The following is a 12,364-nucleotide window of genomic DNA, read 5'->3' as shown; positions in this document are numbered from 1 at the left end:
AACCAATGCCTGCAACCCCTACTTCCTAAGTCAAGCAAATTATTCCGGACAGCAGTGCGCGAAGGCGGGGACCCAAGGTTTTAGCGCAGCCACTTAGTTCAATTTTAGTGGCAGCGCACGATACCTGGGTCCCCGCCTGCGCGGGGACGACGTGCATAGGCAGACACTAAAAACATCGCCGCTGGCCTACCAGCAGTAACGCAACACCCATTTCATATTTCCAGGTAATTCACCATGATCCGTATCCAGAACGTCAGCCTGATGCGCGGCACCAAGCCGCTGCTCGTCGATGCCGACCTGACCCTCAACCCGGGCGACAAGATCGGCCTGATCGGCGCCAACGGCGCCGGTAAATCCAGCCTGTTCGGCATGCTGCGCAACGAGTTGCATCCGGACCAGGGCCAGATCGACTTTCCGGCCAAATGGCGCATGGCGTACGTGGCGCAAGAGACCCCGGCGCTCGACCGGGCGGCGCTCGATTACGCCATCGACGGCGACGTCGGCCTGCGCAAGCTGCAGGCCGAGCTGGAAGAGCTGGAGTCGCACCCGGACGTCGACGCCCACGGCATGCGCCTGGGCGAGCTGCACGGCATGCTGGCCGACGCCGACGGCTACACGGTGCAGTCGCGCGGCGAACAGCTGCTGCTGGGCCTGGGCTTTTCGCTGGCGCAGATGAACCAGCCGGTGGCGAGCTTCTCGGGCGGCTGGCGCATGCGCCTGAACCTGGCGCAGGCGCTGATGTGCCCATCCGACCTGCTGCTGCTCGATGAACCGACCAACCACCTGGATCTGGACGCGATCATCTGGCTCGAGGACTGGCTCAAGCGCTATACCGGCACCCTGATCATCATTTCCCACGATCGCGACTTCCTCGACGAAGTCGTGAACGTCATCGTGCACATCGACGAGCGCAAGCTCAAACGCTACACGGCCAACTACTCGGGCTTCGAGCGCCAGCGCGCCGCCCAGATGATCCTGGCGGCCGGCGCCCTCGAGAAGCAGCAGCGCCAGCGCGCCCACCTCGAGTCGTTCGTGAACCGCTTCAAGGCCCAGGCGTCCAAGGCGCGCCAGGCCCAGAGCCGCATGAAGGCGCTGGCCAAGATGGAAGAACTGGCGCCACTGCGCGCCGCCGCCGAATTCTCGTTCGAATTCCGCGAGCCGCTGTCGGCCCCGAATCCGCTGCTGGTGCTCGACAAGGTCGATGCCGGTTACTTCCTGCTCGACGAGCATGGCGACAAGGTCGGCAAGAAGACCATCGTCAACCACATCGACTTTTCGCTGACCATCGGCCAGCGCATTGGCCTGCTGGGTGTGAATGGCGCCGGTAAATCCACGCTGATCAAGACCATCGCCGGTGAACTGATGCCGCTGACGGGCGAAGCGACCATCGGCAAGGGCCTGTCCATTGGCTACTTCGCACAGCACCAGGTCGAGATGCTGCGCCACGACGAATCGCCGCTGTGGCACCTGGCCAAGATCGCACCGACCGTGCGCGAGCAGGAACTGCGCAACTTCCTGGGCAGCTTCAACTTCCCGGGCGATATGGTCACCAGCTCGATCAAGCCGTTCTCGGGTGGTGAAAAGGCGCGCCTGGCGCTGGCCCTGATCGTGTGGCAGCGCCCTAACCTGCTGCTGCTCGATGAGCCGACCAACCACCTGGACCTGGAAACACGCGAGGCGCTGACGATGGCGCTGGCGCAGTTTGAAGGCACGCTGATCGTGGTGTCCCACGATCGCCACCTGCTGCGCGCGACGACCGACGAATTCATCATCGTGGCCGACGGCCGCCTGCAACCGTTCGACGGCGACCTGGACGACTACAAGGACTGGTTGTTCAAGACCAAGCTGGGCAAGGGCACCGACGTGCTGCCGCTGACCAAGGCCGCGGCGCCGGTCGCGCCGGTGCCGACCGCCACCCCGGCCGAGCGCAAGGAGCAGAAGCGCCTGGGCGCCGAAGAGCGCCAGCGCAACGCCACGCAGCGCAAGCCGATCGAGAGCAAGGTCAAGCGCCTGGACGAGCAAATGGCCAAGCTGCAGGCGAAGAAAGCCACGATCGACGCGGCCTTGCTCGACCCGGCGATCTACGATGCGCAGAACAAGGATCGTCTCAAGGCGCTGGTGGCCGACCAGGCGTTCGTGGCGCGCGATCTGGAGAAGTTCGAGATGGAGTGGCTGGAGTTGCAGGAACAGCTGGAAGCGCTGGCATAACAAGATGCCGGCACGGTGCCGGCAAGAAGCCGTCAGGCGGCCCTGAGTGGCCGCCGCGGCGACAACGACATCAGGCTGTCGATGTCGATCAGCACCACGCACCGGCCCTCGACACGGGCAATGCCGATCAGGTAGTGGGCGCCGGCCCCGCCCGCGACGGTCTGCACGGCCTCGGGCCGCACGTGCACGATGCCGGTCACCCCTTCCACCACCATGCCTACCAGGCCGCTCGACAGGCGCAGGATGATCACGTCGGTGTCGGACGATGCCATGCCATTTTGTGCACTCGCGCCGTGCGGGATGGTGGTGCGCATGTCGACCACCGGCAGGATCACGCCATGCGAGAGCGCCACGCCGCCGATGATCTCGCCGTCTTCGGCGAAGCGTTCGAGGGACTTGAGCAGCTTGAGTTCCTGCACCCGCGCGCAATCGAGACCGTACTCCTGGCCGCCCAGCATGAAGCTGAGGTACTCCCTCGGTGCGGCAGACCGTGGCGCGCGCGATGTGGTGTGCATGGTGGATCCCCTGTGAGTCCGACCACCATCGTATGCCTGCCTTTCCGGGTGATGTTGACTACAATCAACCCGTACCATCCGCCCCACAGGCTCGCCGGTTCACCCCTGGGACGTGGGCGGTGCCGAGTCCCAGGCCCAGGCGCCGTCGCGGCCCGCATGCAGCAGTTCGGTGCCGCTGGCGTCGCGCAGGCGCAGCCGGATGTCGCGCGGGCCCTGGTCCCAGATACAGCCCAGATCCGGCTCGTACGGCAAGGCGCGCACCTGCACCTCGCCCGCCATGGCGTCGACCGCGACGCGCGCCGCGCCAACGCGTTCGTAGCGTTGCGCTTCCAGGCGGCCCAGCACCGTCAGGCCCGACTGCTTCTCGGCGTCGAGCTTTTTCGCTTCTTCCGACAGGCGGCCGAGCTCCTTGAGCGCCGGCGCCACGGTCTCGGTCATGCGCTGGAACTGTGGCACCTGCTCCGGCGTGAGCACCAGTTCGCCCTTGCGGATGCGCGGCGCGATCTTCAGGTACTTGCTCAGGTGCGGCTGGCCTGCCAGCGTCTCGATCGACGTGCGATGGCGCGCCGCGAGCTGGTCGAACTGCCCTAGCCGCTCGCGCACCTGGGCCATCGCACCGTCGATGCGCGCGCAGTCGGGCCGAAGCACATACACCAGCATCTCACCCTGCTTCCACGGCGCGGCGCTGCCGATCTTCACGCGCCGGCCGGCGATGGCGCTGCCTTCGGCATGTGTGACCTCGACGTCGTCGCCCATGATCTCGCAGTTGATCGCAGTATCGACCCGGATGCGCGCGCCGGAAATCACGCAGTTCTCGGCGCGGTTCAAGACCACGTCGCCCCTGGCCGCCTGGATCGTGGCGCTTGAAGCCACGCCCAGCACGTGCACGCCGCCGTTCATGTTGCGCGCGCTGCCGCCGACCAGGTTGCGCTCGAGGCGAATGGCCCCGCCGCGCGAGAGCACATGGCCGTACACGTCGGCATGCACCGTGATGCTGTCGCCTTCGAGGATGCGCTGCTCCTGGATCTCGCCGAACTCTTCGTAATCGCCACTCAGGTGCAGATTGCCAGTGGTCCTGGCGCTGACGCCGTCGTGGCTGACGATCTTGTCGGAAATCGCGATGCGGCTGCTCTTGGGATCGACGTTCAGAAAACCGTCGCGGCGCGCGATCAGGAACTCGCCGGCAGCCACCATGTCGATGCCCGTGCCTTCGCCGGCGTAGGCCGCCAGATCGAGATCCTTGCCGATCTCGGCGGGAACCGGAATACCGGTCAGCTCGAAGCCCGGGCTGCCCGCCGTACGCGGCACCTTGCGCAGCAGGCGCGTGCCAATGTGCACTTGCGGGTAGCGGTTCTGGAAGCTCATGAGATCGAGCTTGCCGTTGGCCAGCTGGAGCGGCGCATCGCTGCGGTGCAATTCGCTCGTGACTTCTTCGACGCGCGCGGCGTCGCCATCGACCGGCGCCAACCGCCGCGCCACGATGTGGCGGCCGGCCGCGCCAGTGCCGATGGCCTCGTGGATAACGCCAACGTCGGCGCCAAAGCGGATACCCTTGACCCACATGTCGGCGACGAATTCGTCGGCATTCAACGTGGTCGGGCGTTCGCCGCCTTCGGGATCGGGCTCGAAGACCGGCTCGAAATAGTATTCGGCATGGCCATCCGCGATCTTCACCGAACGATACAGCGCCTTGCGGCTCGGGGGGAATGGCAGGATGTCGTCGGCGATACGTACCCGTACGCGGCCGTCGGCGTCGCGTGGCAGTTCGGGACCGTGCCCGTACAGGGCCTTGATCAAGACCGGGTAATCGAGGCCCGCCAGATAGTGGCCGGAGCGCAGGATGCTGTCGACCGCTGCCACGAGCGTCGTGCCGAGCACCTCCGGGTCGGCAAAGACGCCATCGTCGCGACGGGCGATGCAATGCTCGGGTCCGTCAGAGGCAAAGCGCGCTACGGCAGGTATGGCGAGATCGGACACGTTGACGCTCCAGTACACTGATATGGTCGGCTGACACCCTACCAACAGCAAGGTGCGCGTCACGATATCATGTTGCGCCAATTAAATAAACATATAGCAATAAGGTTTGCAAAAAAGAAAATTTACGGTGTAGTGCGGCGATGCCGGCAGCAGCGCAGGCATCAGGCAAGATGGCATTCGCTCAAACGCCAGATGCGACAACGGCGCCACGGGCGCCGTCGTTTGCCGAGCTTGCCGCGTTTTAGCGGCGGCGGGAATTGGGATACAAGTCGGCGCCTTCCTTGATCTGGCGACGCAGGTCGCGCCGCTCGTCGGCCGACAGGCGCCCGCGAGGCCGCTCCTCACGTGCAGCGTCTTGCTGGGCTTCGGGATTGCGACGGCCCTGCTCGCGCATTTCAAACGCCCGCGCGTCGCGCTGCGCCTGCATCTCGTAGCGCTCGCGCGCCTGGGCATCGTCGCTGCGACGATTGCGGTCCTGGTCCTGGGCCAGTGCGCCGCTACCGGCGGCGGCCAGCGCGCAGGCGAGTACACCAAGGCGCGCAAGCCGGGCCAGCCGGCCGCGAGCGGTACCGGGTGCTGCTGGTTTGTCATTGAGCGCGTGGTTCATGGTGTTCCTCTTCCGTGATGCCTGATAAACGGATAAGCTGTGTTGATCACTTGACGCCAGTGTAGGTTGATACCGAAATCGGGGTAAGGCTAATTGGGTAAAGTTTGTAACACATTGTAATGGCTGAGCTGAGTCGTGCCCGTGGCGCAGCCATAAGAAGTTACCATAGCGACATTCATCTGACAATTCTGGACAGTTCCATGACTTCATCGACTTCGAACATTAACGTGGGTACCGGCACGCAAGGCGGCCACTCCGCCAAGATCATGGTCGTGGATGACGACGTGCGATTGCGCGACCTGCTGCGCCGCTACCTCACCGAGCAGGGGTTCCAGGTCGTCACCGCCGAGAGCGCACCGGCCATGAACAAGCTGTGGCTGCGCGAACGCTATGACCTCCTGGTGCTCGACCTGATGCTGCCGGGCGAAGACGGCCTGTCGATCTGCCGCCGCCTACGCGGCGCCGGCGACCAGACCCCGATCATCATGCTCACCGCCAAAGGCGAAGACGTCGACCGCATCGTCGGCCTCGAGATGGGCGCCGACGACTACCTGCCAAAGCCGTTCAATCCGCGCGAGCTGGTGGCCCGCATTGGCGCGGTGCTGCGCCGCAAAGGCCCGGACGAGATCCCGGGCGCGCCATCCGAGACCCCGCAAACCTTCGAGTTCGGCGACTTCATCCTCGACCTGGGCACGCGCACGCTGAAAAAGAACGGCGAGACCGTGCCTTTGACCACCGGCGAATTCTCGGTGCTCAAGGTGTTTGCGCGTCATGCACGCCAGCCGCTGTCGCGCGAAAAGCTGATGGAGCTCGCCCGCGGCCGCGAATACGAAGTCTTCGACCGCTCGCTCGACGTCCAGATCTCGCGCCTGCGCAAGCTGATCGAACCCGATCCTTCCAGCCCGCTGTACATCCAGACCGTCTGGGGGCTGGGCTATGTGTTCATCCCCGAGGGTCAGCCGCGCTAGTGATCCCTCCCGCTTTGTCTTCGTTCGCCGCCGCGCACCGCGCCGTGCGCTTTGCCTGGTTCAAGAGCGGCCTGTTCTGGCGCACGTTCTTCCTGATGTCGGTGCTCACCGCGGTCTCGATGGGCGCCTGGATCGGCATGATCAACGTCTACCAGCGCGGCCCGCAAGTGCAGCAGACGGCTGAAACCGTGGTCTCGGTCGTGACCATCACCAAGGCCGCCCTGACCCACTCGGCGCCCGACATGCGGCTCGAGCTGCTGCTCGAACTGGCATCGAACGAAGGCATCCGCATCTTCACGCTCGAAGACACCGACGTCATCGACCCGCCGCCGCACAATCCGCTGATGCCAGAGATCGCCGCCATCGTGCGCCAGCGGCTCGGCGCCGACACCCGCTTTTCCAGCGGCGTCAATGGCGTGCCCGGCTTTTACATCAGCTTCAATATCGAGGACGACAAATACTGGCTGATGCTCGAGCGCGAACGGCTGGCCGGCCTGACGCGCGTGCAGTGGCTCGGCTGGGCGGTGGTCGTCGGCCTGCTGTCGGTGCTCGGCGCGGCGCTGATCTCGAGCCTCGTCAATCGCCCGCTGGCGCGCCTGACGTCGGCCGCGCGCGCCATCGCCAAGGGCGAACGCCCGGCGCCGCTGCCCGAGAAAGGCTCGCAAGAGATCATCGAGGCCAATCGCAGCTTCAACCAGATGGTCGAAGACCTGGCCCAGGTCGAGAAAGACCGCGCCGTGATCCTGGCCGGCATCTCGCACGACTTGCGCACGCCGCTGGCGCGCATGGGCCTCGAGGTCGAGATGGCCAATCTGTCGCAGGAAGCGCGCGACGGCATGCAGTCGGACATCGCGCAGATGGACGCCATCATCGGCCAGTTCCTCGACTACGCCAAGCCGACCGAGGCCGCCACCTTCGTGCCGGTGAATCTGTCCGAACTGCTGTCGGACGTGGGCCGCGACGCCGGCCGCATCCAGAACCTGCGCATCAGGACCGACCTGATGCCGGGCGTGCACGTGCAGGGCAACGCGACCGATCTGCGGCGCGTGATCAACAACATCATCGAGAACGCACGCCGCTACGGCATCACGCCGGGGCAGGACTATACCGAGATCGACATCGTGCTGCGCGTGAAGGCGACGGGCCACGGCCGGCGCGCGGTGATCGAGATCGGCGACCATGGCGTGGGCGTGCCGCCAGACCAGATCGCGCAACTGATGAAGCCTTTCACGCGGCTGGACAGCGCACGGGGCCAGGCCAATGGCGCCGGACTGGGGCTGGCCATCGTCGAGCGGGTGCTTACGCGCCACAATGCGGGGCTCGAGGTGAGCAACCGCGAAGGTGGCGGGTTCTTGCTGCAGGTGGCGTTGCCGCTGGCGGCGTGAAACTCAGAGCCACCGCAGGCTGGCGCTTTACCGTCAGCCCTCGCACGTCGTACCCGCCCTCGCCGGGCGCCTTGGCGGGTACCCAAGTAAGTCGCGTGACACAAACACATTTATGGCTCGCGGCGCAGAACTTGGGTTCCAGCTCCGCTGGAACGACGTGCCAAGTGTGCAGGCCAAACGCCAGGCACTCACTCACCGATCAAACTCGCAAACCGCGCCAGATCGATATTCCCGCCACTGACCAGCACCCCGATGCGCTTGCCGCACAACTGGTCCTTCATCTTGCGCGCCGCCGCGAAGCCCAGGCACCCGGTCGGCTCCACCACGATCTTCATGCGCTCGGCAAAGAAGCGCATGCACGCCACCAGTTCGTCGTCGCTGACGGTCAGGATGTCGTCCACGTCGCGCCGGATGATCGGGAACGTCAGCTGGCCCAGGTGCTGCGTCTGCGCGCCATCGGCGATCGTGCGCGGCGTGTCGATGTGGACGATCTGCCCGCTACGGAAGGATTGCTGGCCATCGTTGCCGGCTTCGGGCTCGACGCCATACAGCTTGCAGTCTGGCGACAGCGCGCGCGTGGCCAGGGCCGAGCCTGACAGCAGGCCGCCGCCGCCCAGGCACACGAAGAACGCGTCGAGCGGGCCGACTTCGTCGAACAATTCCCTGGCCGCCGTGCCCTGCCCGGCAATCACGTCCGGGTGGTCGTACGGCGGGATCAGGGTCAGGCCATCGCGCTCGGCCAACGCGCGGCCGATCTGCTCGCGGTCTTCGGTGTACCGGTCATACGTGACGACGGTAGCGCCATAGCCGCGCGTGGCGGCGACCTTCGCGGCCGGCGCATCCTCGGGCATGATGATCGTGGCCGGCATGTCCAGCAGCCGCGCCGACAGCGCGATCGCCTGCGCATGGTTCCCGGACGAGAAGGCGACCACGCCGGCGCGCCGCTGCTCGGGACTGAATCTGGCCAGCGCGTTGTAGCCGCCCCGGAACTTGAAGGCGCCCATGCGCTGCATGTTTTCGCACTTGAAGAACACCTCGGCGCCGAACTCCTCGTTGACGGTGCGCGAGGTCAGTACCGGCGTGCGGTGCGCGGCGCCGGCGATGCGTTCGGCGGCCTGGACGACGTCGTCATACGTGGGAAGCTGGGGCATGGTCATGGGGGCGGTCCTTTCAGGAGTGCGGGCAGGTGGAGACGATGGCGCAGTCTATCGGCCGCCCGACCGGTCGTCAAACCCGGTGGAACGGCATCCTGGCAACCGTATGCAGATGTTTCCAAATAGATAGTTTTTTGGGTTGATCGTTGGTATATTTACCGATCGCCCAAAGACACTCCACGTCGCACACACCGAGGAAACATATGCATCGCTTGCGTTTGGCCACTCCCGCCCTGCTCGTTTTTTTCATCGTCACGAACCCTGCCTGCGCGGTCCCTGCCATCAGCGCGCAGGCGCTGCAACAAGACATCGACCTTGTGCTCGAGACCGTGCGCAACAAGCATCCCGACCCGGGCTTTTCGACGAACGACCATGCCTTGACTGTGGCCCTGGAGGATATCCGGCGCGACCTGCCGCCATCGATGACACCGGACGAGGCATGGCGCCGCCTGGCCCGCATCAATCCGGTACTGGCCGATGGCCACCTGGCGGTCACGCTGACCGGGTGGCGCGCCGCCACGGCTGCGCACCTGGCCGCCGGCGGCGTCCTGTTCCCGTTCGAAGTCGCGTTCGACCGGCAGGGCCGGCCCGTGATCGACGCAGCGCTGGGCGGCGCCGACTCCCCGCTGGCTGGCGCGCGCATCGTCGCCATCGACGGCGTGCCGGGCGAGGCGGTGGTCGCGAATCTGGCGGCGCGCGTGCATGGCGACACCCCTGCCATGCGCACGGCGCTGCTGGCGCAGCGCTGGTGGCTGTATCACTGGAAAACGATCGGCCCTGCGCCGCGCTACCGGCTCGTGCTTGAACGCGACGGACGACGCAGCGAACTCGATGTCCCCGGCAGCACGCAGAAGCCGCGCATGCTGCAGGACGAAGCCGATGTCGCGCGTCTGTACCGTCTCGACACCGTCCCCGGATGCTCGGCGGTGATGACCGTGAGCTCGTTCGATTCGAGCCACCTGGCGCACTTCGTCGCCTTCACGAAAACCGCCTTCACACGCCTGCGCCGCGAAGACATCAAGACCCTCGTCATCGACATCCGCGCCAACGGCGGCGGCGACGACGTACTGTGGCTCGATGGCTTGATGCCGTACCTGGCCACGACGCGTTACCGCACCGGTTCGAGCGCCGTCAAGCGCGTGCTGCGCGCCAATCCCGAACGCGGCGAGCAGGTCGGCCAGATCGTCCACACGCAGATTGAGACGTGGCGCGAGCCGCAGCGCGACAATCCCGTCAGGTTCAACGGCAAGGTCGAGGTGGCGATCGGTCCGCTGACCTACTCGTCGAGCGTGCTGTTTGCAAATGTGATGCAGGACTTCGGCTTTGCCACCCTGGTGGGCGACGGCGGTGCGGTCAGGCGCAGCCAGTCCGGCGGCACGTATGACGTGCCGCTGCCGCACTCAAGCCTGACGTTTGCAGTACCGCGCTTCGTGCTCGACCCGCCGCTTGGCGGACCGAAAGGCGCCCTGCTCAGCGTGCAGGCGCCGTGGGATCGTCGCGTAGCGCCGGCTTGCCGGGCGTTGTGACCGCGCCGCCCGCCCCCGGCGGGACGGCAAGCAACGCCCGCTCGATCTGGCGGTTGTGCAGCGCGCAGCCGACCACGATGGCGACGGCGCCCACCAGCATCGCCACGAAGGCCACCAGGCCGGCCCAGGGGCCGCCGAACGCCAGGGCCGCGAACGGGATCGCGATGCCGACAATCCAGATATCCAGCAGCAGGTTCAGGGCGACATACCAGGCGCTGCGCTTGAGTCCCACCGTGGCGCCCGACAAGTCGCGCCAGCCGATCACCTGTTGCCAGTTGCCCGGTTCGTCCAGCGCCACGGCAAAGGTCGAGCCTGCGGTGGGCACGAGCTCGTGATCGAATATGACGGCGAATTGGCGTTTGCCGCCCGCTTCAAAACTGAACGTCCCCGACTGGACGTCGAACACCCGGTCGAACCTGACTGTCTCGATGTGCATATGCTCCTTTTGCCTCAGGCAGGAATGCGGTTGACCAGCGGCTCGCCGCGCTCGAAGGCGCTGATGCTGTCGATGGTCGTGCGCATGATCTGGCCGATCGCCTCGACCGTGAAGAAAGCCTGGTGGCCGGTGACGATCACGTTCGGAAAGGATACCAGGCGCTGGATCACGTCGTCGAGGATGATCGCCGACGACAGGTCTTGAAAGAACAGGCTTGCTTCCTGTTCGTAGACATCGATCGCCAGCCCGCCCAGCTGGCCCGTCTTGAGCGCGCCGACCACGGCGTCGGTATCGACCAGGCCACCGCGACTCGTGTTGACCAGCACGCAGCCGCGCTTGACGCGCGCCAGTGCAGCGGCGTCGACGATGTGATGCGTCGCTTCCAGCAGCGGACAATGGAGCGAGACGACGTCGCTGCAGGCGAGCAGCGCATCGACGCTCAGGTAGCGGCCCCCGAGCGCCTCGAATGCCGGCGTCGGAACCACATCGTGGCCCACGAGCGTGCAGCCGAAACCGGCCATGATGCGGGCGAAGATCAGCCCGATCTTGCCGGTGCCGATCACGCCCACCGTTTTGCCGTGCAAATCAAAGCCCATCAAGCCGTCGAGATCGAAGTTGCCTTCGCGCGTACGCACACTGGCCCGTGCGATCTTGCGATTCACGGCCAGCAACAGACCCACCGCGAATTCGGCGACCGAGTTGGGCGAGTAGTCGGTGACGCGCACCACGTCGATGCCGAGCCGGCGTGCGGCCGCGGCATCGATGTGGTTGTAGCCGGTCGAACGCGTGGCCACCAGGCGCGTGCCCTGCCGCGCCAGGATCTCCAGCACGGCCGCATCGACCGTGTCGTTGACGAATACGCAGACGGCGACGCAACCCGCCGCCAGGCTGGCCGTCTGCACGCTCAGGCGTTCTTCGATGAACTGCAGCGCATGGCCGGCAACGTCATTGGCCTGGGCCAGCATGGTTTTGTCGTAGCGGCGCGCACTGAATACGGCGGTTTTCAATCTCGGTTCCCCTGGCAAGTCACGGTCACACCGTTATACGCGCGTGCATGCAAAATGCACAGCGCTGCATCACAAGCTGTCAGGCGGACGGCGCGCAGGCCTACAGCGGTATGTGAGTTCGCGAACAGAGGGTCGGCGATGCAAATAAGACAATGAAACTTCTCAATTCGAAGCAATGTCGAGGAGTCGATCATGAAGCGTCACTTGTGCCAACTGTGCCTGCTGGCTGCCGCCACGATGGCTGCACCAGCTGCCTTTTCCGAAACCAGCATCGTCAAATGTGTCGACGATGAAGGCCGCGTGACCCTGACCGATCGTCCGTGCGATGCCGGCGCCACGACCGTGCGCCTGGCCCGAGAGCCAGCCAACGACGGCATGACCCGTGTCAGCGCCTACCCGCTGATTGCCGACGCCAGCGTGTTGCCGCCACCGCGCGCCCTGCAGCGCATGGCCATGCCGATCGAGCGCGTGGCAGCCAGGCCTCTGGCAAGCGACGTCGCCACGCTCAAGGCAGCCCGCGCCCAGTTCGTGCTGAGCGACGTGCGTGCGACGCCAGCGCTGGCCGGACTCGACTAAGGCCC

11 protein-coding genes are annotated in these 12,364 nt (G+C 65.7%); 5 read left to right on the top strand and 6 right to left on the bottom strand.

Annotated features, from left to right (window positions below; genetic code table 11):
• Positions 1-234 precede the first annotated feature (234 nt).
• Positions 235-2,208 (top strand): ATP-binding cassette domain-containing protein, encoded by a 1,974-nt coding sequence (locus AB2N08_RS22405; protein WP_367613115.1) that lies wholly within the window; start codon positions 235-237, stop codon positions 2,206-2,208.
• A gap of 32 nt (positions 2,209-2,240) precedes the next feature.
• Here the strand turns inward: AB2N08_RS22405 and AB2N08_RS22400 are convergent, their stop codons facing one another.
• From AB2N08_RS22400 to AB2N08_RS22390, 3 genes are all read right to left on the bottom strand, one after another.
• A complete protein-coding gene (locus AB2N08_RS22400) occupies positions 2,241-2,723 on the bottom strand; it encodes a chemotaxis protein CheW (RefSeq protein WP_367613114.1) in 483 nt (160 codons plus the stop codon).
• A gap of 99 nt (positions 2,724-2,822) precedes the next feature.
• Positions 2,823-4,700 (bottom strand): flagellar assembly protein A, encoded by a 1,878-nt coding sequence (locus AB2N08_RS22395; protein ID WP_367613113.1) that lies wholly within the window; start codon positions 4,698-4,700, stop codon positions 2,823-2,825.
• Between the two features lie 241 nt (positions 4,701-4,941).
• Positions 4,942-5,307, bottom strand: a complete 366-nt coding sequence (locus tag AB2N08_RS22390; protein WP_367613112.1) for a hypothetical protein — start codon at positions 5,305-5,307, stop codon at positions 4,942-4,944.
• Between the two features lie 200 nt (positions 5,308-5,507).
• Between AB2N08_RS22390 and ompR the strand changes: the two genes are divergently transcribed.
• Together ompR and AB2N08_RS22380 are read left to right on the top strand one after the other, a co-directional pair.
• A complete protein-coding gene (gene ompR, locus AB2N08_RS22385; protein WP_258834804.1) occupies positions 5,508-6,275 on the top strand; it encodes an osmolarity response regulator transcription factor OmpR in 768 nt (255 codons plus the stop codon).
• The gene (locus AB2N08_RS22380; RefSeq protein ID WP_441907881.1) at positions 6,275-7,660 is read left to right on the top strand and encodes an ATP-binding protein; all 1,386 of its coding nucleotides are present in this window, start codon (positions 6,275-6,277) and stop codon (positions 7,658-7,660) included. Before ompR ends, AB2N08_RS22380 begins: the two co-directional genes overlap by 1 nt.
• A 188-nt stretch (positions 7,661-7,848) precedes the next feature.
• Here the strand turns inward: AB2N08_RS22380 and AB2N08_RS22375 are convergent, their stop codons facing one another.
• Positions 7,849-8,817, bottom strand: coding sequence for a threo-3-hydroxy-L-aspartate ammonia-lyase (locus AB2N08_RS22375; protein WP_367613111.1), 969 nt, complete (start codon positions 8,815-8,817; stop codon positions 7,849-7,851).
• 200 nt (positions 8,818-9,017) lie between these two features.
• Here AB2N08_RS22375 and AB2N08_RS22370 point away from each other — a divergent pair, with 200 nt between their 5' ends.
• Entirely contained in the window at positions 9,018-10,340 is a 1,323-nt protein-coding gene (locus AB2N08_RS22370; RefSeq protein ID WP_367613110.1) for a S41 family peptidase, read from the top strand.
• Here AB2N08_RS22370 and AB2N08_RS22365 read toward each other — a convergent pair.
• On the bottom strand, positions 10,285-10,776 hold the full coding sequence (locus AB2N08_RS22365) for a hypothetical protein (protein WP_367613109.1): 492 nt from the start codon (positions 10,774-10,776) through the stop codon (positions 10,285-10,287). The genes AB2N08_RS22370 and AB2N08_RS22365 overlap by 56 nt on opposite strands.
• A gap of 14 nt (positions 10,777-10,790) precedes the next feature.
• Positions 10,791-11,783 carry a 2-hydroxyacid dehydrogenase gene (locus AB2N08_RS22360; protein ID WP_367613108.1) on the bottom strand — a complete coding sequence of 331 codons (993 nt, stop codon included), beginning with the start codon at positions 11,781-11,783 and terminating at the stop codon, positions 10,791-10,793.
• Between the two features lie 192 nt (positions 11,784-11,975).
• Here AB2N08_RS22360 and AB2N08_RS22355 point away from each other — a divergent pair, with 192 nt between their 5' ends.
• A complete protein-coding gene (locus tag AB2N08_RS22355) occupies positions 11,976-12,359 on the top strand; it encodes a DUF4124 domain-containing protein (RefSeq protein WP_367613107.1) in 384 nt (127 codons plus the stop codon).
• Positions 12,360-12,364: the final 5 nt, after the last annotated feature.

Source organism: Massilia aurea (genome assembly GCF_040790145.1).
Classification (GTDB): domain Bacteria; phylum Pseudomonadota; class Gammaproteobacteria; order Burkholderiales; family Burkholderiaceae_D; genus Telluria; species Telluria aurea_C.
Note: the sequence above shows the minus strand (reverse complement) of the source record. Positions and strands in the feature narration are given on the sequence as shown.

Bases quoted from the DNA above. Each gene is read 5' to 3' on its own strand.
- AB2N08_RS22375 (WP_367613111.1), bottom strand. From the start codon at position 8,817: ATGACCATGCCCCAGCTTCCCACGTATGACGACGTCGTCCAGGCCGCC.
- AB2N08_RS22400 (WP_367613114.1), bottom strand. From the start codon at position 2,723: ATGCACACCACATCGCGCGCGCCACGGTCTGCCGCACCGAGGGAGTAC.
- AB2N08_RS22370 (WP_367613110.1), top strand. From the start codon at position 9,018: ATGCATCGCTTGCGTTTGGCCACTCCCGCCCTGCTCGTTTTTTTCATC.
- ompR (WP_258834804.1), top strand. From the start codon at position 5,508: ATGACTTCATCGACTTCGAACATTAACGTGGGTACCGGCACGCAAGGC.
- AB2N08_RS22365 (WP_367613109.1), bottom strand. From the start codon at position 10,776: ATGCACATCGAGACAGTCAGGTTCGACCGGGTGTTCGACGTCCAGTCG.
- AB2N08_RS22390 (WP_367613112.1), bottom strand. From the start codon at position 5,307: ATGAACCACGCGCTCAATGACAAACCAGCAGCACCCGGTACCGCTCGC.
- AB2N08_RS22405 (WP_367613115.1), top strand. From the start codon at position 235: ATGATCCGTATCCAGAACGTCAGCCTGATGCGCGGCACCAAGCCGCTG.
- AB2N08_RS22355 (WP_367613107.1), top strand. From the start codon at position 11,976: ATGAAGCGTCACTTGTGCCAACTGTGCCTGCTGGCTGCCGCCACGATG.